Source organism: Dermatobacter hominis (genome assembly GCF_020715685.1).
Lineage (GTDB): Bacteria > Actinomycetota > Acidimicrobiia > Acidimicrobiales > Microtrichaceae > Dermatobacter > Dermatobacter hominis.
Genome location: NZ_CP085840.1, coordinates 1,036,643 through 1,057,882 on the forward strand (window position 1 = coordinate 1,036,643; position 21,240 = coordinate 1,057,882).

Below are 21,240 nucleotides of genomic sequence, written 5' to 3' on the forward strand. Positions count from 1 at the left end.
TACCCAAGTCCTCTGCCGGGGCTCAACCCTCGAGGAGCTCGCGGGTCTTCGCCTCGAGCGCCTCGTCGATGGCGGCCTCGTGCCGCTTGGTGAGCTTGTCCAGCTCACCCTCGGCCCTCCGCAGGTCGTCGGCCGAGATGTCGCCGTCCTTCTCGAGCGCGTCCAGGTCCTTGCGGGCGTCGCGCCGGGCGCCCCGGACGGCGTTGCGACCGTCCTCCGCCTTCGTCCTGACGAGGCGCACGTACTCCTTGCGGCGCTCCTCGGTGAGCGGCGGGAACGCCAGGCGGATGGCCACGCCGTCGTTCGACGGGTTCAGCCCGAGCTGCGAGTCCTGGATCGCCCGCTCGATGCCGGCCATCGCGCCCTTGTCGAACGGCGTGATCACGAGCATCCGGGCATCGGGCACCGAGAAGCTCGCCAGCTGCTGCAGCGGGGTCGAGGCGCCGTAGTAGTCGACCGGCAGCTTCTCGACCAGACCGGGGTTCGCCCGCCCGGTCCGCACCCCGGCGAACTCCTGGCGGGCGTGCGCGACCGCCCGGTCCATGTGCTCGCCCGCATCCTCCAGCACCGCCTCGATCAACTCGTCGCTCACCGGGCCAGCCTCCCACAACCGACCCCTGAGGGTGAGACACCCGTGCACCCCCGGGGTGCACGGCGCGTCGCTCGGCGACGGTCAGGAGACGAGCGTCCCCACCGTGTCGCCCTCGAGGATGGCGGCGAGGTTCCGGCCCATCAGGTCGAACACGCAGATCGGCAGCGCGTTGTCCATGCACAGCGAGATGGCCGTCGAGTCCATGACCTTGAGGCCGCGGTTCAGCACGTCGATGTAGCTGACCTCGGGCAGGAACTCGGCGTCGGGATCGACGCGGGGATCGGCGGAGTAGACGCCGTCGGTGCCGTTCTTGCCCATGAGGATCGCGCCGGCGTCGATCTCGACCGCCCGCAGCGCCGCGGTGGTGTCGGTCGTCATGAACGGGTTGCCGGTGCCGCCGACGAAGATGACCACGCGGCCCTTCTCGAGGTGGCGGATCGCCCGGCGGCGGATGTAGGGCTCGGCCACCTGCGCCATCTGGATGGCCGTCTGCACCCGGGTGGGCTGACCCAGGCGCTCCAGGGTCTCCTGGAGCGCCAGGCCGTTGATGATCGTGGCCAGCATGCCCATGTAGTCGGCCTGGGCGCGGTCCATGCCCGCGCCCTCGCCGGTCATGCCGCGCCAGATGTTGCCGCCGCCCACGACGACCGCGACGTCGACGTCGAAGCGCTGCTTCACGTCCGCGATCTCGGCTGCGATCGACGAGACCACCTCGCCGTCGATGCCGAAGCCGGCCTCGCCGGCGAACGCCTCGCCGGAGAGCTTGATCAGCACGCGTCCCCAGCGAGGCTCCGCCACGTTCAGTCCCCGATGACGGCCTGGGCGAAGCGCACGATGCGCCCGTCGCCGAGCCGCTGCTGGACCGTCTCCTTGTCGCCGAACATGCCCTGCTCGGGCAGGACCCGCTCGCCGTACCAGGAGTTCATGCGGCCCTCGACGATCTTGGGCACGGCCTGCTCGGGCTTGCCCTCCTTGATCGTCAGCTCCTCGAAGCCGCTGCGGGCGGTCTCGACGAGGCCGGGGTCGATCTCGTCGCGCGCGAGCGCCGACGGCTTGGCGAAGGCGATGTGCAGCGCGATCTCGTGCGCGGTCTCGATGTCCGCGCCCTCGACCTCGAGCAGCACGGCGTTGGTGCCGCGGCCGTCCTGGATGTGCACGTAGGCGTCGAGCACGTTGCCGTCGGCCGCCTCGAAGCGGACGACCTTGCCGAGCTCGATGTTCTCGCGCTTGGAGATCTTCAGGCTGTCGAGGTCGTCCTTGAGGCCCTCGACCGCACCCTCGCCGTCGGCGAGGACCGCGTCGGCCAGGCGCTGCGTGAGCGCCACGAAGTCGTCGGCCTTGGCGGAGAAGTCGGTCTCGGACTTGAGCTCGACCAGCGACGCGGCGTTGCCCGCGGTGGCGATGGCCACGGCACCCTGGTTGTTCTCCCGGTCCTCGAGCGTGGCGACCTTGCTGAGGCCCTTCTGGCGCAGGATCTGCGCCGCCTTCTGACGATCGCCGTCGGCCTCCACCAGCGCCTTCTTCGCGTCCATCATCCCGGCGCCGGTGGCGTCACGGAGGGACTTGACGTCTGCTGCGGTGATGTCTGCCATCAGTGCTCCTCGGTGTGGGGGGTGACGGGCGACGCCTCGGACGGCGTCCCGTCTGCGGCCAGCTCCTCGGCGGCCACCTCGTTGGCGGTGGGGGCGGCAGCGGCGACGTCGGAGTCGGCCGAGCCCTCCTTCAGCACCGAGCCCTCGTCCTCGGGGGCGTTGCGGGCGGCGAGCACCCGGGCCTCGCGCTCGGCCGCAGCCTGGCGGGCCTCCGCCTGGGCGCGGGCCTGCTCGGCGGCCTTCTCGGCCTGCTCTTCGACGGAGCGCTCGCGCGGCGCGGTCTCGGGGTGCTTCTTCGACCGCATGAGCCGGCCCTCGACCACGGCGTCCGCGATCACCCGGGTCAGCAGGTTGCCCGAGCGGATGGCGTCGTCGTTGCCGGGGATGACGTACTGGATGATGTCGGGGTCGCAGTTGGTGTCGACGACGGCCACGACGGGGATGCCGAGCTTGTTCGCCTCGGTGACCGCGATGTCCTCCTTCTTGGTGTCCAGGATGAACACCGCGTCGGGGAGGCGCTCCAGGTCGCGGATGCCGTTGAGGTTGCGCTCGAGCTTGTCCAGCTCGCGGGTGAGCAGCAGCGCTTCCTTCTTGGGCATGGCGTCGAACTCACCGGAGTCCCGCATGCGCTGGTACTCCTTCATCTTGCCGACGCGCTTCGAGATCGTCTCGAAGTTGGTGAGCATGCCGCCCAGCCAGCGCTGGTTGATGTAGGGCATGCCGCACTTCTCGGCGTAGCCCTGGATCGAGTCCTGGGCCTGCTTCTTCGTGCCGATGAACAGGACGGTGCCGCCGTCGGCGACCAGGTCCCGCACGAAGAGGTACGACTTCTCGATCCCCGACAGCGTCTGGTGGAGGTCGATCAGGTAGATCCCCCCGCGCTCCCCGTGGATGAAGCGCTTCATCTTGGGGTTCCAGCGGCGGGTCTGGTGGCCGAAGTGCACTCCGGCCTCGAGCAGCTGCTTCATGGTGACGACAGCGGACACGTGGGTCTCCTTCCCTTCGGTTCGACGAGACCCGGGTGCGACACCGGACCGCACGGGGCGGCCACGGCGACCGAAGAGGGCGCCCGGGCGAGGATGGTTGGTCTGCACGGCCCGGTTCCGGGCCGACGGAAGAGTGTAGTCGCGGCCCGAAGGGCCCACCATCGCAGGCCGCGGGGCCAGCGGCGCGGACGCGCCGGCCGCGGCTGCGGGCCTGCCGATGCCGGTCGGGACCGGTCGGCTCAGCGTGGCACCGGCACGAGCACGGCGTGGCGCGGCGGGCCGCCGACGAACAGCGCGGCCGGGTCCTGGTACACGTCGCCCCGCCGCACCCCCAGGTGCAGCACCGCCGCGGTCGTGCCGAGGACGTCGCCGAGCGCGACCCGGTCGCCCGCGGCCACGCGGACCTCGACCAGCCCCGTCAGCGACGACCGGAGGCCGTCCGGGTGCTCGACGGTGACCACGCCGCGCCCGGCGACCCGCCCGGCGAACGTGACCGTCCCGGCGCCGATGGCCCGGGCCGTCGCGCCGGGGACCGTGGCGTACTCGAGACCGCGGTTGCCCGGCCCGTAGGGCGTGGACGGCGGGCGGAAGGGATCGCTGACCGGGGCGTCGACCGGCGGCGCGTAGGGCCCGGTCGCCACGGCGGTGGTCGCACCGACCGGGGCGGTGCGGGTGGGACCGTCGGCCAAGCCGGGGCCCCTGCCCGGCGAGGTGGTGGTCGACAGCGCGACGGCGGCGGCCGCCGCCAGCGCGACGGCGACGAGGACGGTGCGCACGGGCGCCTCCCTGGCTCGGCCCGGGTCGAGGCCGGGCGGGAGGGGAAGCGAGGTGATCCGGTGCGGCCCGGGTCAGCCCGGGATGCGGTCCATGCTGTTGAACCGGCTGCGCAGGTGCAGCACCGCCTTGGTGTGGATCTGGCACACCCGGGACTCGGTCACGCCGAGCACCCGGCCGATCTCCTGCAGCGTGAGGCTCTCGTAGTAGTAGAGCGTGAGCACGATCTTCTCCCGCTCGGGCAGGCCGTTGACCGCCTGCGCCAGCAGCTGGCGGGTCTCGGCGACCTCGAAGGCGCCCATCGGGCCGTGCGACGACCGGTCGGCGATGGTGTCGCCGAGCGTGATCGCCTCGCCCCGCTCCCCCGAGCCGGTCAGGATCTCGTCGAGCGCGGCCAGGCCGACGTTCGAGATCTGGTTGAGCGCCGTCTGCAGCTGGTCGTCGGTCCAGCGCAGCTCACCGGCCAGCTCCTCGTCCGACGGCGCCCGGTGGTGCTTCGCCTCGAGCTTGGCGTACGCGCGCTCGATCTGGCGGACCTTCGAGCGCACCGAGCGCGGCACCCAGTCGATCGAGCGGAGCTCGTCGAGGATCGAGCCCTTGATGCGGCTGATGGCGTAGGTCTCGAACTTGTAACCCCGCTCGGGCTCGAACTTGTCGATCGCATCGATGAGCCCGAACATCCCGTAGCTCACGAGGTCGGACTGCTCGACGTTCTGCGGGAGGCCGACGGCCAGGCGGCTCGCGACGTACTTGACCAGCGGCGAGTAGTGGACGATGAGGGCCTCCCGGGCCCGCGAGGTGCCCTTGTCCTTGTAGGCGGCCCACAACCGCTCCAGCTCGACGTCGGTCGGCGTGTCCTCGGTCCTCGTTCGCGTGGTCATCAGGCCCTCGGGTGGCTCTCGCGGAAGACTCGGCTGAGTCGGTCCTTGCTGACGTGGGTGTAGACCTGCGTCGTCGCCAGGTCGGCATGGCCCAGGAGCTCCTGCACGACCCTCAGGTCGGCGCCCCCGTCCAGCAGGTGGGTGGCGAAGGTGTGGCGCAGCGCGTGCGGGTGCGTCGGCACCGGTGAGCGGCGGTCGAGCATGCGGCGGACGTCGCGCGGGCCGAGCCGCTTGCCGCGGCGGTTGTGGAACAGGGCGGCCGCGTCGGCGTCGAGCGGCACCGCCGTCGCGACCTCGGTGAGCCAGCGGGTGCGGGCGCCGGACGGCCCGAGCCACGCGCCCAGCGCCGTGCGGGCCGGGTCGCTCACCGGCACGATCCGCTGCTTGGCGCCCTTGCCCCACACGGTCGCCCGGGAGCGGGCCAGGTCGACGTCGTCGACGTCGAGCCCGCACAGCTCCGACACCCGGAGGCCCGATCCGTAGAGCAGCTCGACGACGGCGTCGTCGCGCGCCGCGACCACGGGGTCCTCGTCGGCGGGGTGCTCGTCGAGCACCTGGTGCAGCTCGTCGGCCCGCAGCACCCGGGGCAGGCGCGCCGCGCCGGCGGGGGCGCTGACCCCGACGGTGGGATCCGCCGTGGTGAGACCCCGGCGGAGGCACCAGCCGAAGTAGCGGCGCAGCGAGGCCATCGTCCGCGCCATCGTGCGGGGCGCCCGGTGGGCCTCCGCGAGGCGGGCGAGGTAGCGCCGGATGCGGTCGGCGGTCGACGTCGGCCGGGCGGCTCGCGGGGCGGAGCTCGTCGGCCTCGGCCCAGTCCACGAAGGCCAGGACGTCACGCCGGTAGACGGCGAGGGTGGACGGCGCCAGCGGCACCGCGGCCACGAACTCCTCGACCTCCCACGAACCGTTCCGCACGCTCTCGCCCTCACCTCATCGACGACTGCTCTCCGTAGCGTAGCGAGCGCGCTCCGTGATGGCACTCCCGAGTTGGGTGAGTCCTCCCCGGGGCACCTCGGCGCCGACCCCGCTCGGTCGACGGATCGACCCTACGGGCTGACCGCCGGAACGGCGCGGACCCGCTCCGGCCGGTTCAGGGCGGCTCACCCGGCCCGGTGCCCCGGCGCGCGATCCGCTCGACGAACGGACCGCGGCGCTCCGCCCACCCGAGCGCCTCCAGCTCCCCGAGCGCCACCGACAGCCGGGCCAGGTCGAGGCCCAGGTCCCGGGCCAGCGCCTCGACCGGCACCGGCGTGAAGCCGAGCGCTCCGAGCACCGCACCCGCGTCGCCCGCAGGGTCGGGGCGCTCCTCGGTGGGCGCAGGCACCGAGCCGGCCCGGGACAGGCCGAGCGCCACCAGCACGTCGTCGACGCCCGTACACACACCGGCACCGTCGCGCAGCAGCGCGTTCGTGCCGGCCGACGCGGCGCTCTCGACCGGGCCCGGCACCGCCAGGACGGTGCGGTCGCGACGTTGCGCCTGCTCGACGGTGTGCATCGAGCCGCCCCGCTCGGCGGACTCCACCACGACGACGACCTGGGCCAGGCCGGCCAGGATGCGGTTGCGCACCGGGAAGCGCCAGGGCTCGGGGCGGGTGCCCGGCGGCGCCTCCGACAGGACGACGCCGCGATCGACGACCTCGCGGGCCAGGGCGGCGTTCGTCGCCGGTCCCGGCGCGTCGACCCCACCGCCGACGACCGCAGCCGGACCGGCGCGCCCGTCCACCGCCCCGTGGTGCGCCGCGGCGTCGATCCCGAGCGCCAGGCCCGAGACGACGCACACGCCCGCGGCGGCGAGGTTGCGGCCGAGGTCGTGAGCGACCCGACGCCCGTAGCCGGTGGCCCGCCGGGTGCCGACCACAGCCACCCTCGGTGCGGCCAGCACGTCGAGGTCACCGCGGTGGAACAGGAGGACCGGCGGGTCGGGGTCGTCGAGGAGGCAGGACGGGTACGAGGGCGATCCGATCGACACCACGCCGATCCCCCGCTCGCGCCACCGGGCCCACGACCTGACCGGGTCGCACGTCGACGCCGCCCGGGCCCACCCGGGCACCGCCGCCCGCGTCGGCGGTGGCAGTGCGTCGAGCACCGACGAGGGAAGTCGTCCGCGCCGGACCCGGTCCCACACCTCGGCCGGTGGGCCGAGCGAGAGCAGCACCCGGAGCGAGGCGCCGCCGACGCGGTCGAGCGACGCCAGCGCCCCGAGGTGCGCCTCGTGCGGAACCGGCTCCCCACTCATGCCCATCTCCCTCATGCCCGACCCTCCCAGGGGCTCATGCCGCGACCCCCAGGGCCTCGGCGTGGGTGCGCAACGAGAGCGCCACGTGGACGTGCTCGGCGTCGAGCGGGCCGCTCACGCCGTCGAGGTCCATGAGCGTGAGCGCCACGGCCCTCACGCGCTGCGCGCCGCGCATCGTCAACCGCCCCGCCGCCAGCCGGTCCCGCAGGACCGACAGCGCATCGGGGCCGAGCGGTGCCGCCCGCTCGAGCGCGGCGCCCCGGAGCTGCCGGTTGGACGACACGCCGCGCCGACGAGCGAGCTCCCGTGCCGCCTCGACCCGGGCCCGCACCACGGCGGTCGGCTCGCCGTGGGCCTGCTGCCCCAACACCTCGGAGGCGGGCGGCGGGTCGACCCAGAGCCCGAGGTCGAAGCGGTCGAGCAGCGGGCCGGACAGCCGGCGCAGGTAGCGCTGGACCTGGGCCGCGCTGCACCGGCAGGCGCCGAAGGGCCCGGCGCCGCACGGGCACGGGTTCGTCGCGCCGACCAGCAGGAACCGTGCGGGCAACGTCGCGCCGACGTGGGCCCGGGCCACCCGCACCACGCCCGACTCGAGCGGCTGGCGCAGGGCGTCGAGGTGCGCGGCCGGGAACTCGCCCAGCTCGTCGAGGAACAGCACGCCGCCCGACGCCAGCGAGATCTCCCCCGGCCGGAGCACCGCCGAGCCACCGCCGACCAGCGCCACGAGCGACGCGGTGTGGTGCGGGGCCCGCAGCGGCGGGCGCCGGAGCAGGGCGGGGGCGTCCTGCAGCACGCCCGCCGCCGAGTGGACCCGGGACACGTCGAGCGCGGCCTCGTCGGACAGGTCGGGCAGCAGCCCCGGCAGCCGTTCGGCGAGCATCGTCTTGCCGCCCCCGGGCGGCCCCACCATGAGCAGGTGGTGGCCGCCCGCCGCCGCGACCTCGAGCGCCCGGCGCGCCACGACCTGGCCCTGCACGTCGGCGAGGTCGGGGACGTCGTCGGACCGGACCGGCGGCGACGGCGCCTCGGCGTCGGGCCAGGGCTCCTCGCCCTGCAGGGCGAGCACCAGCTCCCGCAGCGTGCGGGCGCAGCGCACGTCGGGCCGGACGAGCGACGCCTCGGCCGCGTCGGCGTGCGGCACGACCGGGCGCAGCTCGCCCACGGCCTCGCAGAGCGGGAGCATGCCGACGACCCCGCGGAGCGACCCGTCGAGCCCGAGCTCGCCGATGAAGGCGTGGCCGTCGAGCACCGTGGGCTCGATCTGGCCGGTGGCCGCCAGCAGCGCCAGGGCCATCGCCACGTCGAGGCCGGCCCCGACCTTGCGCAGGTTCGTCGGGGCGAGGTTGACCGTGACCCGCGCCTGCTTGACGACGAACCGCGACGACAGCATCGCGGCGCGGACGCGGTCGCGCGACTCCCGGCACGACGTGTCGGGCAGCCCCACGATCGTGAACGCCGGGAGCCCCTCGCTCACGTGGGCCTCGACCTGGACGGGGTGGCCGCGGACGCCGAGCAGCGTGGCGGATCGGGCGGTGGCGAGCACGGCGGCCTCCTGGAGCGGAGCGACGCTCCCGGTCGGCGGGAGCCGGCGGCAGCCGTGAGCTGCGATCCCGACCGCGGACGGCCGGTGCACCGGAGCGTAGGCGTCCGGCGCCGCACCCCACCCCGCTCCCGACCGGGGACCGGTCCCCGGTCGGGATCGAGCGAGGCCGACCCGATGACAGCGCGGGGACCCCGAGGCGCGAAGATCGGTCCATGGGCATGAACCCGCACCACCAGCACCGTCGGTCCGGCTGGGACTACGTGTACGTCGGGGCGGCCCTCCTGGTGGCGCTGGGCGTGCTCGCCTGGGCCTTCCTCGGCTGAGCGCGCCCCACCCGAGCGACGACGGAGCCGACGTGCGCGACTACACCGCCACCGCCGACTGCGAGGTGCGCCGCATCCAGCCGTACGAGGCGACCAAGGGGTACGTCTGCCCCGGCTGCAACCGCGACATCCCGCCCGGGACCGGCCACATCGTGGCCGTGCCCCGCGACGCGCCCGACCTCCGGCGCCACTGGCACCGGGGCTGCTGGGAGCGGCGGCTGACGCGGGCGCCCCGGCGCTGACGCCCCTCCGACGCCCCGGCGGGCGCCGCTAGAACGCGTCCTCGAGCACCTCGACCCGGCCGCTCGTCACGGCGACGACGTCGAAGCGCAGGTGCCGCGCCCGCACGTCGTGCGCGTCGAGCCACCGCAGCGCGAGCCGACGGAGACGCCGCTGCTTGTCGCGACCGACCGCTTCGAACGGCGAACCGAACCGGTGCGTCGAGCGCGTCTTCACCTCGCAGAAGACGACGGTGTGCGCCGCGCCGTCGACGAGCCCGAGCACGAGGTCGAGCTCGCCGTCGGGGCAGCGCCAGTTGCGGTCGTAGAGCAGGTAGCCCCGCGCCAGGTACCAGGCCTGGGCGCGGTCCTCGCCGTACTCGCCGAGCCGGCGGTGGTCGTAGCGCCGCGGTCGCGGCTGCTCGTCCGACATGGTCCCCCTCGCCGGCGGACCGGCGGTCGTCACGCCGGACGGGCCGGCGACGCTCAGGGGAAGTGCGGGGGCGCGACCGTCAGTCGCGCTTCTCCTTGATCTTCGCGGCCTTCCCGACGCGGTCGCGCACGTAGTACAGCTTCGCCCGGCGCACGTCGCCCCGCGAGTGGACCTCGATCTTGTCGATGATCGGCGAGTGCAGCGGGAACGTCCGCTCGACGCCGACGCCGTACGAGAGCTTGCGGACCGTGAAGGTCTCCTGCAGGCCCCCGCCCTGGCGGGCGATGACGGCCCCCTGGAACACCTGCACGCGCTCCTTGTTGCCCTCGATGACCTTCACGTGCACCTTCAGCGTGTCGCCGGGGGCGAAGTCGGGGATGTCGGTGCGGAGGCTGGCCTGGTCGATGACGTCGGTGGTCTTCATGGGAGATCTCCTGGCGGGCGCCGTCGTGGGCCCGCGGTGTTGCACGAGCAGGGGTTCGGTTGCGAGGCCGGGTGGGACCACGTCCCGCGACCCTGGCGCACAGCGGGTCGATGATAGTGGCTCGCAGCGGGCGGATGAAACCGACCCGCTCCCCGCCGCTCAGGCGGGGCGGTACCCGGTGACGGTCGGCAGGCTGACGTCGATCGTGGTGAGGTCCACGGTGCCGCCCAGGCGGGGCACGCCGTACAGCGTCGTGGTGGCCACCACCTGCAGCACCAGGTCCGACTCCGGCGTCACCTTGTGGGCCACGACCTCGAGCGGGACCTCGACCTCGTGCTCCTGGCCGTCGAGCGTCACCGGGATCGGGGTGATCTGGTTGCCGACCACCAGCCCGCTGGTCCGGTCGACGAGCTGGGCGAACAGGCGGGTGGGCCGGTCGCCCTCGGCGACGCTCCCCCGGTACGTCAGCGTCAGCTCGGGGGCGCCGAGCACCATCGCCTCGCGGTCGACCGGGATCGGCACCTCGACGGAGCGGGCGGCCGGCGACGGGATGATGTCGCCCGCGACGCCCGACAGGACGTCCTCCTTGCCGGCGGGGACGGTCGCGGGGCCGGACCCACCGCCGACGGCGAGCTCGAGCGTGCCGGAGCCCTCGGCCGTGATCGGCTCGCCTGCGGGCAGCGGGTAGTCGTCGCCGACGTAGCGGGCGCCGTCCTGGTCGAGGAAGTCGAAGCGCGGCCCGGTGTCGACCGACTCGTCGCGCTTCACGTAGCGGTCGAGCCACTGGACCATGCGGTCGACCATCCGCTGCGGGTCGCCCTTCTCGGTCAGGCAGGTGCCGTGGCCGCCGCAGAACCAGTACATCGAGACCGGGGTGTCCGCGTCGCGCAGCATCCGGTAGTTGGTGACGTCCTCGTCGAGCGTGAAGAGCGTGTCGACGGTGCCGCCGACGACCATCGTGGGCGCGTCGATGCCGGCGACCGCGTCCGCCGGCCCGCGGTCGAGGAACCACTCCTTCTGCTCGTCGGTGAGCACGCCGTTGACCAGGCCCTGCTGGTTGGCCTGCGTGATGATGGGGTCGAGGGTCGCCCGCGACGCCACCGCGCTGAGGATCTGGGCCCAGCCCTGCTTGTAGGTGTCGTCCTTGTAGAGCGACGTGCCGAGCGAGTGCCACGCGATGATCGGCACGATCGCGTCGACGCGGCAGTCGATCGCCGCGGTGACGAGCTGGATGCCGCCGCCGTAGGACCCGCCGACCATGCCCACGGCGGGGTCGCCGGTGGCGTCGAGCTGCGCCTCGGGTCGAGCCGCCACCCAGGACAGGAGCTGCTGCACGTCGCGGCCCTCGAAGTCTGCGGAGTCGACCTGGGCCGAGCCGCCGGACTCGCCGAAGCCGCGCGGGTCCCAGGTGAGGACGTTGTAGCCGGCGCCGCGCAGGGTCGCGATGTTGACCGCGCCGAGGACGCCGACGGCGTCCACGTCGGTGTCGCCGGCCATCCCCCAGCCCGGCCCCATGAGGACCGTCGGGCTCGGTCCGGTCGCGCCCTCGACCGGGAACCAGTGGGCCCGGATCGTCGTGCCGTCGAACGAGGTGACGTCGACGTCGCTCGTCGAGCCGGGCACGGGCGCCGACGCGACCTCGACGGCCTCGGGCTCGCAGGTCGCCGGTTCGCTCGTCGTCGTGGTCGTCGCCTCGTCCGGCGCGCCACCCGCCTCGTCGTCGGAGGACGAGCACGCCCCCGCCACTGCGAGGACCGCCGCCACCACGGCGATCCCGATCACGCGTCGTCGTCCCACCGTTGCCCCTGCTCCCATCACGATCCCCCCGACCCGTCCGGGTCGGAGGTGAACTCTGCCAGGAGCCGGCGCTCCTCGTCTGTCATCCCCCCGCGCGCCTCGATCAGGTCGGGCCGGTGCTCGAGGGTCCGGGCCAGCGCGGCGGCCCGTCGCCACCGCGCCACGCGCCCGTGGTCACCGGATCGCAGCACGGCGGGCACCTCCCAGCTGCGGAACTCCGCCGGCCGGGTGTACTGCGGGTGCTCGAGCAACCCCTCGGAGAACGACTCCTCGTCCGCCGAGGTGTCGTTGCCCATCACGCCGGGCACGAGCCTCCCGACCGCCTCGAGCACGACCATCGCCGCCACCTCGCCGCCGGCGAGCACGACGTCGCCCACCGAGAGCTCGCCGTCGACCAGGTGCGTCCGGACGCGGTCGTCGACGCCCTCGTAGCGCCCGCACAGCAGCGAGAAGCCGTCCAGCGCGGCGAGCTCCCGGGCGAAGGGCTGGTCGAGCGTCCGGCCACCGGGCCCGAGCAGGAACAGCGGCCGGGGCGGCCGCTCGCGCTCGACGGTGTCGAACACCGGGCCGGGCGTCAGCACCATGCCGGCGCCCCCGCCGAACGGCGCGTCGTCGACGGTCCGGTGCACGTCGGTGGTCGCGTCGCGGAGGTCGTGGACCCGCACGTCGAGCAGGCCCCGCTCCCGGGCCTTGCCCAGCAGGCTCTGCCCGGCGAAGTCCCGCACCATCGCCGGGAAGATCGTGATGACGTCGATGCGCACGGCGCGTCCCGCCGTCAGGACCCGAGCTCGAAGAGGCCGTCGGGCACCTCGACGTGCACCACCCCGTCGGCCGGGCCGTCCACGACGAACACGACGGGCACGAGGGCACCCGAGTCGAGGACGAGCAGGTCAGCGGCGGGGTTCTCCTGGACCGCGGTGACCTCGCCCCGGTCGACGCCGTCGGCGCTCACGACCCGGCAGCCGACCAGCTCGTGGACCCAGAGCTCGTCGGGGTCGTCGAGCGGCTCGGCGCGCAGCACGAGCCCGCGGAGCGCCTCGGCGGCGGTGCGGTCGTCGTGGCCGGCGAAGCGCACGAGCCAGCGGTCGCCGTGGCGTCGCGACGACGCGACCTCGAGGTCGCCGGCGTCGGTGCTCAGCACGGAGCCGGGGGCGAGGCGCTCGTCCCGGTTCGAGACGAGCGCGACGTTGACCTCGCCGTTCAGCCCGTGCGCCTTGGCGATGCGGCCGATCTCGAGGAGGGGTCCGGCCTCGGTCAGGGTGCCGGGTCCAGTGCGAGCGCTCCCCGACTCAGTCGAGGAACTCGACGTCGACCTCGACGCCGTCGTGGGCGGCGGCGGCGCGGGTGACCGTGCGGATCGCGTTCGCCATGCGGCCGCGCTTGCCGATGATGCGGCCCATGTCGCCGTCGGCGACGCGCAGGTTGACCTGCGGGCGACGGCCCTTCTCGTCGATGTCCACGCGGACCTCGTCCGGGACGTCGACGAGCGACCTGGCGATGTGCTCGAGCACCGCCGCAGCGTGCTCGGGACGGGGCTCGTCGTCCTCGTCGAGCTCCACCTCGACCTCGACCTCGTCGGTCGCGGCGTCGACCTGCTCGTCGGTCACTTCTTGGCCTTCGCGGACTGGAACTCGTCCCAGGCGCCCGAGATCTGGAGCAGCTTCTGCACCCGCTCCGAGGGCTGCGCGCCCTTCTGGAGCCAGTCGACGGCCTTCTCGTTGTCGACGGTGACGGCGGACGGCTCACGCCGGGGGTCGTAGGTGCCCACGACCTCGATGAACCGGCCGTCGCGCGGGGAACGGGAGTCGGCGGCGACGATGCGGTAGGTGGGCTGCTTCTTCTTGCCCATCCGCATGAGGCGGAGTCGAACGGCCACGGGTTGGTCCTTCTTGTTGTGGTCTGGGTCCTGTCCGGAGCAGGACCGTCTGATGCGAGCGTCGTCCTGGTCGGCTCCGCGGGGTGCGTGCAGCACGCGGCGCGGCCCGGTCGCAGGGCAGCCGTCCATGATGGTCGCCCGGAGCGGCGGAGGCAAGCTCCCCCGCCCGACCGGCCGGCGCCGGGGCGTCGGCGGGATCAGGACAGCTTCGGGAACCCGCCGCCCTTGGGCAGCTGGGACTCCATCTCCTCGAGCGTCGGCAGGGCGAAGGCGGCCCTGTTGACCTTCGCCGGCCCCTTGGCGGTCACGCGCCCGCCCTTCTTCGCCTTCTTGCCGCCGCCCTTCTTGCCCTTGCGGCGCCGAGGGGTCTTGCCCATCTCCTTCATCATCTGGCGCATCTGCTTGAACTGGGTGATGAGCTGGGTGACCTCGGTCGGCGAGGTGCCCGAACCCTTGGCGATGCGGGTGCGGCGGGAGCCGTCGATCACGTCGGGCTCGACTCGCTCGGCGGGCGTCATCGACTTGATGATCGCCTCGACGTGGGCGATCTGGCGGTCGTCGATCTCGACGTCGCGCACCTCCTTGGGCACGCCGGGCAGCATCGACATGACGCCGGAGAGCGGACCCATCTTCTTGAGGGCCTGCATCTGGTCGAGGAAGTCGTCGAGCGTGAAGGTGCCGTCGAGGAGCCTGGAGGCCGCGGCCTCGGCCTCCTCCTGCTCGAAGGCGGACTCCGCCTTCTCGATCAGGGTCGCGAGGTCGCCCTCGCCCAGGATCCGGCCGGCGAGGCGGTCGGGGTGGAAGAGGTCGAAGTCCTCGAGCTTCTCGCCGGTCGATGCGAAGGCGATCGGGCGGCCGACCACCTCCTTGACCGACAGCGCGGCGCCGCCGCGGGCGTCGCCGTCGAGCTTGGTCAGGATGACGGCGTCGAGCTCGAGCGTCTGGTGGAACGACTCGGCGACGGTGACGGCGTCCTGGCCGGTCATCGCGTCGACGACGAGGAACGTGTAGTCGGGGTCGAGCGAGTCCGAGATCTGCCGGACCTGCTCCATCATCTCGGCGTCGATCGCGAGGCGGCCGGCGGTGTCGACGATGAGCACGTCGCGGCCGCGGCGCCGGGCCTCCTCGACCGCCCCCTGCGCGACGGCGACCGGGTCGCCCTGGCCCGAGGCCACGACGTCGTCCTCGGCGGACCACACCGGCACGTCGATCTGGGCGCCCAGGGTGCGCAGCTGCTGGACGGCAGCCGGTCGCTGGAGGTCGGCGCCGACCAGGATCGGGTTGCGGCCCTGCGCCTTGAACCAGCGGGCGAGCTTGGCGGAGTTGGTCGTCTTGCCGGAGCCCTGCAGGCCGGCCATCAGCACGATCGTGGGGGGCTTCGACGCATAGGTGATCCGGAGCGTCTCGCCACCGAGGGTCTCGGTGAGCTCCTCGAGGACGATCTTCTTGACCTGCAGCGCGGGGTTCAGCGCCTGCGACAGGTCCTCGCCGACCGCACGCTCGCGGATGCGGGCCAGCATCGACCGGACCACGGTGAGGTTGACGTCCGCCTCGAGCAGGGCGAGGCGGATCTCCCGGAGGACCTCGTCGACGTCGGCCTCGGACAGGCGGCCCTTGCCGCGGAGCCGGGTGAAGATGCCGTCGAAGCGGTCGGACAGTGACTCGAACATCGGGAGCCAACGCTACCGGTCCCACCCGACCGGCCGGCAACGCCGGACCGTGACCTCGGGCGGGCCGCCCGGGTCGGCACCGATGGCGACGGGCAGAGGGCGAGGGGGAACGGCGAGGGGGAACATCGTGGCGCCCGCGGCGTTGCAGGGGTCGTGCACATCGACATCTGGTCCGACATGGTCTGCCCCTGGTGCTACCTGGGCTCCCGACGCCTGGGCGCCGCCCTCGACCGCTTCGCCGAGGCCCACCCCGACCAGCCGGTCACCGTGCGCTGGCGGGCGTTCGAGCTCGATCCGGGCGCGCCGCCCGAGCCGCAGGAGCTGCGACCGGCGCTCGAGAAGAAGTACGGCGCCGGGTCGTTCGACGCCATGACCGGACGGCTCGTCTCGCTCGGCGGGCCCGAGGGCATCGACTACCGGTTCGACATCGCCCAGCGCGTCAACACCTTCGACGCCCACCGGCTCGTCGCCTGGGCTGCGACCGTCGAGCCCGACGACGGCGAGGGCAGCCCGCAGGACCGCCTGGTGGAGCGGATCTTCCACGCCTACTTCACCGACGGCGCCGACGTCTCGGACCACGACGTGCTCGCCGACCTGGCCGAGGGCGCCGGGCTCGACCGCGACGTCGCGGCCGAGGTGCTCGCATCGGGTGCCTTCGCCGACGAGGTCCGGACCGAGGAGTCCGGTGCCCGGACGCGCGACATCACCGGGGTGCCGGCCGTCGTCATCGACGACCGCGTGCTGGTGCCCGGCGCCCAGGAGGTCGAGACCTTCCTCCGGGTGCTCGAGAAGGTCGCTGCCACCCCCGCCTGAGCGGGCGTTCCCGACATCCCCCTTGACGTGGTGTCGACGCGGGTGCATATTCAACCTGTCAGTTGATCAACCGTTGAGTTGAATGCTCCGAGGGACGATGCCTTGGAGGACGCAGCGGTCGATCAGGGACCCGACACGGCAGACGGATCGACGGACGGAGGAGGTGCGACGTGGCCGACGACCAGCTCAGCCTCACGTTCGCCGCCCTGGCCGACCCGATCCGGCGGGCGATCCTCGCCCGGTTGTCGAAGGGCGAGGCCACGGTCAACGAGCTGGCCGAGCCCTTCGACGTGAGCCTCCAGGCGGTCTCGAAGCACCTGAAGGTGCTGGAGCGCGCCGGGCTCATCAGCCGGGGTCGGGACGCCCAGTACCGGCCGTGCCGGCTCGAGACGGCACCGCTCGACGGCGCGGTCGACTGGATCGCGGAGCACCGGCGCACCTGGGCCGGCCGCTTCGACCGGCTCGACCAGCACCTCCGGACGCTCACCGCCACAGCGGCGGAGGGGGGTCCGGACGGACCGGCCGCCGACGGGCCACCCGAGCGCTGACCCGCACCACCACCGACCGACACCACCCGGCGACGACCGGGGGACGAAAGGCACCGACATGACCACCACCGAGACCCACGAGATCAACGGCACCCACATCGAGACCGTCGTCGACCCCGACACCGACCTCGCGACGATCACCTTCACCCGCGTCTACGAGGCACCGCCGGAGCTGCTCTTCGAGTGCCTCACCACGCCCGAGCACCTCGCCGGCTTCTGGGGACCCGAGGGCACGACGACGCCGCTCGAGAACATCACCGTCGACCTGCGCATCGGCGGGCTCTTCGAGACGATCATGGTCGACGACCAGTCGGGCGAGCAGTACCCGTCTCGGGGCCGGTTCACCGTGATCGACCCTCCGCGCGAGCTGGCGTTCGCCGAGGACGTGGCCGGCGTCGAGTTCCGGACCACGATGCGGTTCGAGGACATGGGCGACGGGCGCACGCGCTCGGTGTCGATCCAGGAGAACGTCCCGGCGATGTTCCGCTCCGCCGAGTCGCGCGAGGGCATGACCTCGAGCTTCGTCCGCCTCGACCGGTACCTCGCCGGGCTCGCCGCCGGCTGAGCGGTCCGCGGACGGCGGCGATGGGACGCCGTCGGGGTGGCAGCGGCCGCCCCGACGGCGTCTACCCTGTCGCCCGTGTCCGGAACGGAAGGTGCCGCCCCGCCCGTCCTGCTGACGCCGGGGCCGCTCACCACCACCGAGCGCACCCGCCGGGCGGCCACCGTGGACCTCGGCTCCTGGGACCGGGACTTCAACGACCTCACCGCCGACGTGTGCCGCCGGCTGCTGGCCGCCTCGGGCGCGACCCGCGAGCTGGTCTGCGTCCCGCTGCAGGGATCGGGGACGTTCGCCGTCGAGGCCGCCGTGCGGACCCTGGTCCCCCACGGCGGCACCGTCGTCGTGGTCGTCAACGGCGCCTACGGCCGCCGCATCGCGACGATGGCCGAGCAGGCCGGCCGCTCCGTCGTGGTCCTCGAGTGCGACTGGGACCGGGCGCCCGAGGTCGCCGAGCTGGCTGCCGTCCTCGACCGGTACCCGGCGGCGACGCACGTGGCGGTCGTGCACTGCGAGACCTCGACCGGGCTCCTCAACCCCGTCCACGCCCTGGCCGACGTGGCGCTCGCCGCCGGGCGCCGGCTCGTCGTCGACGCCATGAGCTCGTTCGGCGTGCTCGACGCCGCGGTCGACCACCCGGCGGTCGACGCGGTCGTGGCGGCGTCCGGGAAGTGCCTCGAGGGCCTCCCCGGCATGGGCTTCGTCCTGCTGCCCCCCGAGGTGCTCGTCGCGAGTGCGGGCAACTCCGACTCGCTGTCGCTCGACCTCGTCGACCAGCGCACGTACATGGACCGCACCGGCCAGTGGCGCTACACCCCACCGACGCACGTCGTCGCCGCGCTGCGCGAGGCGCTCGTCCAGTACGACGAGGAGGGCGGTGGGCCGGCCCGCCACGAGCGGTACTCGGCGAACAGCGCCGCGCTCAGCGCCGGCATGGCCGCGCTCGGGTTCCGCCAGTACCTCGACGAGGCGCTGCGGACGCCGATCATCCACACGTTCCACGCCCCCGAGCACCCGGCCTGGTCCTTCGACGAGCTGTACGAACTCGTCCGGGCGCGCGGCTTCATCCTCTACCCGGGGAAGCTCACGACCGAGGAGACGTTCCGCGTCGGCTGCATCGGCGCGATCACGCCCGACGTGCTCACCGCCGCGGTCGACGCCATCGGGGCCGCGCTCGCGGAGATGGGGATCCCGGTGCCGCTCGAGGGACGGCGGACCGTCGACGACGCGGAGGCAGCGAGCGCATGAGGACCGAGATCGTGGTGATGGACATGGCCGGGACGACCGTGGCCGACGACGGCCTGGTCGTGGCCGCCTTCACCGAGGCCGTGCGGACGCTCGGCATCACCCCGGACCACGAACGGTTCCCGGCGATGATGGACCACGTCCTCGCCACGATGGGCGAGTCGAAGCTCACGGTGTTCAGAGCGCTGTTCGAGGGGGACGAGGAGCTCGCCCGCTCCGCCAACGCAGCGTTCGAGGACGCCTACGCCGACCTCGTCGACGACGGTCGCTGCGAGGCGCTGCCGGGCGCGGCCGAGACGATCACCGCGCTGCAGGAGCGGGGCCTGCGGGTCGCGCTCACCACGGGCTTCGCGCCGCGCACCCGGGACGCCATCCTCGCCGCCCTGGGCTGGGACGGGCTGGTGGAGCTCGCCCTCTCCCCCGCCGACGTCGGCGGGCGGGGGCGCCCCTACCCCGACCTCAACCTCACCGCGCTGCTCCGCCTGGGCGCGACCGACGTGCGGGCCGTCGCCACCGTCGGCGACACCGCCTTCGACGTGCTCGCCGGCCTCTCCGCCGGCGCCGGCGTCGTCGCCGGCGTGCTCAGCGGTGCCCACGACCGCCCGACCCTCCAGGCGGCCGGCGCGCACCACGTCATCGACGCGGTGTCGGACCTGCCGCCGCTGCTCCACCTCGACTGACCGACGTGGCGACCCGCCCCGATCCGTTCCGGCCGCCGAAGCGGTTCGACCGGGACCAGGTCGAGTTCGGGCGGTCGCTCGCGTTCATCGACGCCACGTTCGCCATCGCGGCGACGTTGCTCGTGGTCACGCTGAACCCGAGCGACGCCGACTGGGCGAGCTGGTCGCGGTTCCTCGGCGACGAGTGGCCGTCGCTGCTGTCGTTCGCCCTGTCGTTCCTCGTGATCTCGGTCTACTGGTGGGCGAACCACCGGCTGGTCGCCGTGCTCGACACGCTGAGCTCGCGGTTCGTCGGCTGCGCCGTGGCGATGCTGGCGTTCGTGGCCCTCCTGCCGTTCACCACCGAGGGGCTCGGCGAGTACCAGGACGGCGGCGACGGCACGGTGGCGACGGTCTGCTACGCCGGCAACGTCGCGCTGGTGTCGATCCTGTCGACGGTGCTCGTCGTCGTGTCGTTCCGCGAGCACCTGTACCGCGTCCAGCCGACCGAGCGCGAGCTGCGGGCGCAGCTCATCGACCTCGCCGACACGCCGCTCGTGTTCCTGCTGTCGATCCCCGTCACGGTGCTGATCAGCCCGAACTGGGGCCGGGCGACCTGGGCGCTGCTGTTCGTCACCGGTCCGCTCACGGGACGGTGGTCGGCCCGCTACGCCGGCCGGCGGTAGGCCGGCCGCGGGCTCACGCGGAGAACAGCGCCTCGACGAACTCGTCGGCGTCGAAGTCGACCAGGTCGGCCGCGGTCTCGCCGAGGCCGACGAGCTTGATCGGGATGCCGAGCTCGGAGCGGATGGCGAACACGATGCCGCCCTTGGCCGAGCCGTCGAGCTTGGTGAGCACGACGCCGGTCACGTCGGTCGCCTCGGTGAACTGGCGCGCCTGCTGGAGGCCGTTCTGGCCCGTCGTCGCGTCGAGGACGAGCAGCACCTCCGTCACCGTGCCGTCGCCCTTGTCCGCGACGCGGCGCACCTTGCCGAGCTCGTCCATGAGGTTGCTCTTCGTGTGGAGCCGGCCGGCGGTGTCGGCCAGCACCACGTCCGCGCCCTTGGCCGACGCCGATGCGATCGCGTCGAAGATGATCGAGCTCGGATCGCCGCCCTCGGCGCCCCGGACGATGTCGGCGCCGGCGCGCTCGGCCCACGTCGAGAGCTGCTCGGCCGCGGCGGCCCGGAACGTGTCGCCCGCCGCCATCACGACCCGCTTGTCCTCGTCGGCGAGCCGGCGGCCGAGCTTGCCGATCGTGGTGGTCTTGCCGACGCCGTTCACCCCGACGAAGAGCCACACGGTGGGCGGGGCGTCGGCGAACGCCAGGTCGACCGGACCGGCCAGGCGGGCCTTCATCTCCTCCTTGACGGCCTCGATGAGCTCGTCGGGCGTCGTGAGGCCGCGCTCCTTGACCGTCGAGCGGACGGACTCGAGCAGGTCCTGGGCCGTGCCGATGCCGACGTCCGCGCGGATGAGCGCCTCCTCGAGGTCGTCCCACGTCTCGGCGTCGATCGTCGAGCGGGACATGATCGAGCCGACGTAGCCCGAGAACGCCGAGCGGGCCCGGGCGAGGCGGTCGCGGAACGACGGGCGGACGAGCTCCTCGACGCCGGCGCCGTGGTCGGTCTCCCACTCGGCCTCGGCCGCCTCGGCCGCTGCGATGTTGGCGGCCTCCTCCTCGTCGGTGAGCTCGGGGCCGGTGATCTCGACGGTGCCGCCGAACATCGTGCCGCGGGGCTCGATGACCTCGACCTCGGGCTCGGAGAGCGACCCGGGGTCGTCGGGCTTGGCGCGCTTCCGTGGCGCCCGTGCCTCCGGGCCGGGGCGCTCGACGACGTCGAGGTCACCGTCGGGCGGCGGCTCCAGCGACTCCCCGCGGCCGCGGCGGGACACGAGCGTCGCCCCCGCGACGACCGCCAGGACGGCGACGACGGCGAGGATGACGGCCAGGATCACGAGTGGTTCCATCGGGCCGGAGCCTACAAGTGCGCCGCTCCCCGCCGACCCGACCGGCCCGGTCCGGCCACGGGCGCGGCAAGCTGAAGGGTGGATCAGCATCCTCGGCGCA

25 protein-coding genes are annotated in these 21,240 nt (G+C 73.5%); 7 read left to right on the top strand and 18 right to left on the bottom strand.

Annotation, left to right across the window (positions count from 1 at the left end; genetic code table 11):
• Positions 1-22: 22 nt before the first annotated feature.
• From frr to LH044_RS04885, 9 genes are all read right to left on the bottom strand, one after another.
• Positions 23-580 carry a ribosome recycling factor gene (gene frr, locus LH044_RS04845; RefSeq protein WP_374210593.1) on the bottom strand — a complete coding sequence of 186 codons (558 nt, stop codon included), beginning with the start codon at positions 578-580 and terminating at the stop codon, positions 23-25.
• A gap of 93 nt (positions 581-673) precedes the next feature.
• Positions 674-1,390: a UMP kinase gene (pyrH, locus tag LH044_RS04850; protein WP_227758667.1), complete on the bottom strand. Its 717-nt coding sequence runs from the start codon at positions 1,388-1,390 to the stop codon at positions 674-676.
• A gap of 2 nt (positions 1,391-1,392) precedes the next feature.
• Complete coding sequence (gene tsf, locus LH044_RS04855; RefSeq protein WP_227758668.1) at positions 1,393-2,184, bottom strand: translation elongation factor Ts; 792 nt, start codon at positions 2,182-2,184, stop codon at positions 1,393-1,395.
• On the bottom strand, positions 2,184-3,170 hold the full coding sequence (rpsB, locus tag LH044_RS04860) for a 30S ribosomal protein S2 (protein WP_227758669.1): 987 nt from the start codon (positions 3,168-3,170) through the stop codon (positions 2,184-2,186). Before rpsB ends, tsf begins: the two co-directional genes overlap by 1 nt.
• 239 nt (positions 3,171-3,409) lie before the next feature.
• A complete protein-coding gene (locus LH044_RS04865) occupies positions 3,410-3,946 on the bottom strand; it encodes a murein hydrolase activator EnvC family protein (protein WP_227758670.1) in 537 nt (178 codons plus the stop codon).
• A gap of 72 nt (positions 3,947-4,018) precedes the next feature.
• On the bottom strand, positions 4,019-4,825 hold the full coding sequence (gene whiG, locus LH044_RS04870; protein WP_227758671.1) for an RNA polymerase sigma factor WhiG: 807 nt from the start codon (positions 4,823-4,825) through the stop codon (positions 4,019-4,021).
• Positions 4,825-5,514: a tyrosine-type recombinase/integrase gene (locus LH044_RS04875; protein ID WP_227758672.1), complete on the bottom strand. Its 690-nt coding sequence runs from the start codon at positions 5,512-5,514 to the stop codon at positions 4,825-4,827. Before LH044_RS04875 ends, whiG begins: the two co-directional genes overlap by 1 nt.
• Before the next feature lie 401 nt (positions 5,515-5,915).
• Positions 5,916-7,061, bottom strand: a complete 1,146-nt coding sequence (dprA, locus tag LH044_RS04880; RefSeq protein ID WP_227758673.1) for a DNA-processing protein DprA — start codon at positions 7,059-7,061, stop codon at positions 5,916-5,918.
• 34 nt (positions 7,062-7,095) lie between these two features.
• Complete coding sequence (locus LH044_RS04885; protein ID WP_227758674.1) at positions 7,096-8,604, bottom strand: YifB family Mg chelatase-like AAA ATPase; 1,509 nt, start codon at positions 8,602-8,604, stop codon at positions 7,096-7,098.
• Positions 8,605-8,908: 304 nt separating this feature from the next.
• Here LH044_RS04885 and LH044_RS04890 point away from each other — a divergent pair, with 304 nt between their 5' ends.
• On the top strand, positions 8,909-9,169 hold the full coding sequence (locus LH044_RS04890) for an Rv1322 family protein (protein WP_508619041.1): 261 nt from the start codon (positions 8,909-8,911) through the stop codon (positions 9,167-9,169).
• Positions 9,170-9,197: 28 nt separating this feature from the next.
• Here LH044_RS04890 and LH044_RS04895 read toward each other — a convergent pair whose 3' ends face one another.
• The 8 genes from LH044_RS04895 to ffh form a co-directional block, all read right to left on the bottom strand.
• A complete protein-coding gene (locus LH044_RS04895) occupies positions 9,198-9,578 on the bottom strand; it encodes a YraN family protein (protein ID WP_227758676.1) in 381 nt (126 codons plus the stop codon).
• Between the two features lie 79 nt (positions 9,579-9,657).
• Entirely contained in the window at positions 9,658-10,002 is a 345-nt protein-coding gene (gene rplS, locus LH044_RS04900; protein WP_227758677.1) for a 50S ribosomal protein L19, read from the bottom strand.
• Positions 10,003-10,161: 159 nt separating this feature from the next.
• The gene (locus tag LH044_RS04905; protein WP_227758678.1) at positions 10,162-11,799 is read right to left on the bottom strand and encodes an alpha/beta hydrolase family protein; all 1,638 of its coding nucleotides are present in this window, start codon (positions 11,797-11,799) and stop codon (positions 10,162-10,164) included.
• 17 nt (positions 11,800-11,816) lie between these two features.
• The gene (gene trmD, locus LH044_RS04910) at positions 11,817-12,560 is read right to left on the bottom strand and encodes a tRNA (guanosine(37)-N1)-methyltransferase TrmD (RefSeq protein ID WP_227758679.1); all 744 of its coding nucleotides are present in this window, start codon (positions 12,558-12,560) and stop codon (positions 11,817-11,819) included.
• Between the two features lie 14 nt (positions 12,561-12,574).
• Positions 12,575-13,057 carry a ribosome maturation factor RimM gene (rimM, locus tag LH044_RS04915; protein WP_227760070.1) on the bottom strand — a complete coding sequence of 161 codons (483 nt, stop codon included), beginning with the start codon at positions 13,055-13,057 and terminating at the stop codon, positions 12,575-12,577.
• Between the two features lie 31 nt (positions 13,058-13,088).
• On the bottom strand, positions 13,089-13,406 hold the full coding sequence (locus tag LH044_RS04920; protein WP_227758680.1) for a KH domain-containing protein: 318 nt from the start codon (positions 13,404-13,406) through the stop codon (positions 13,089-13,091).
• Positions 13,403-13,675, bottom strand: a complete 273-nt coding sequence (gene rpsP / locus LH044_RS04925) for a 30S ribosomal protein S16 (protein ID WP_227758681.1) — start codon at positions 13,673-13,675, stop codon at positions 13,403-13,405. Before rpsP ends, LH044_RS04920 begins: the two co-directional genes overlap by 4 nt.
• Before the next feature lie 197 nt (positions 13,676-13,872).
• Complete coding sequence (ffh, locus tag LH044_RS04930; protein WP_227758682.1) at positions 13,873-15,345, bottom strand: signal recognition particle protein; 1,473 nt, start codon at positions 15,343-15,345, stop codon at positions 13,873-13,875.
• 153 nt (positions 15,346-15,498) lie between these two features.
• On the opposite strand from ffh, the gene LH044_RS04935 reads away from it, so the two are divergent.
• From LH044_RS04935 to LH044_RS04960, 6 genes are all read left to right on the top strand, one after another.
• Complete coding sequence (locus LH044_RS04935) at positions 15,499-16,158, top strand: DsbA family oxidoreductase (RefSeq protein ID WP_227758683.1); 660 nt, start codon at positions 15,499-15,501, stop codon at positions 16,156-16,158.
• Positions 16,159-16,328: 170 nt separating this feature from the next.
• Entirely contained in the window at positions 16,329-16,706 is a 378-nt protein-coding gene (locus LH044_RS04940; RefSeq protein ID WP_227758684.1) for an ArsR/SmtB family transcription factor, read from the top strand.
• Between the two features lie 58 nt (positions 16,707-16,764).
• Positions 16,765-17,271, top strand: coding sequence for an SRPBCC family protein (locus tag LH044_RS04945; protein ID WP_227758685.1), 507 nt, complete (start codon positions 16,765-16,767; stop codon positions 17,269-17,271).
• Positions 17,272-17,346: 75 nt separating this feature from the next.
• Positions 17,347-18,513 (top strand): 2-aminoethylphosphonate--pyruvate transaminase, encoded by a 1,167-nt coding sequence (locus LH044_RS04950; protein ID WP_227758686.1) that lies wholly within the window; start codon positions 17,347-17,349, stop codon positions 18,511-18,513.
• Positions 18,510-19,190, top strand: a complete 681-nt coding sequence (locus tag LH044_RS04955) for a phosphonatase-like hydrolase (RefSeq protein ID WP_227758687.1) — start codon at positions 18,510-18,512, stop codon at positions 19,188-19,190. The genes LH044_RS04950 and LH044_RS04955 overlap by 4 nt, the downstream gene beginning before the upstream one ends.
• A 5-nt stretch (positions 19,191-19,195) precedes the next feature.
• Positions 19,196-19,855 (top strand): TMEM175 family protein, encoded by a 660-nt coding sequence (locus LH044_RS04960; RefSeq protein WP_227758688.1) that lies wholly within the window; start codon positions 19,196-19,198, stop codon positions 19,853-19,855.
• A 13-nt stretch (positions 19,856-19,868) separates the two neighbouring features.
• On the opposite strand, the gene ftsY is transcribed toward LH044_RS04960, so the two are convergent.
• Positions 19,869-21,140 (bottom strand): signal recognition particle-docking protein FtsY, encoded by a 1,272-nt coding sequence (gene ftsY / locus LH044_RS04965; protein ID WP_227758689.1) that lies wholly within the window; start codon positions 21,138-21,140, stop codon positions 19,869-19,871.
• Positions 21,141-21,240: the final 100 nt, after the last annotated feature.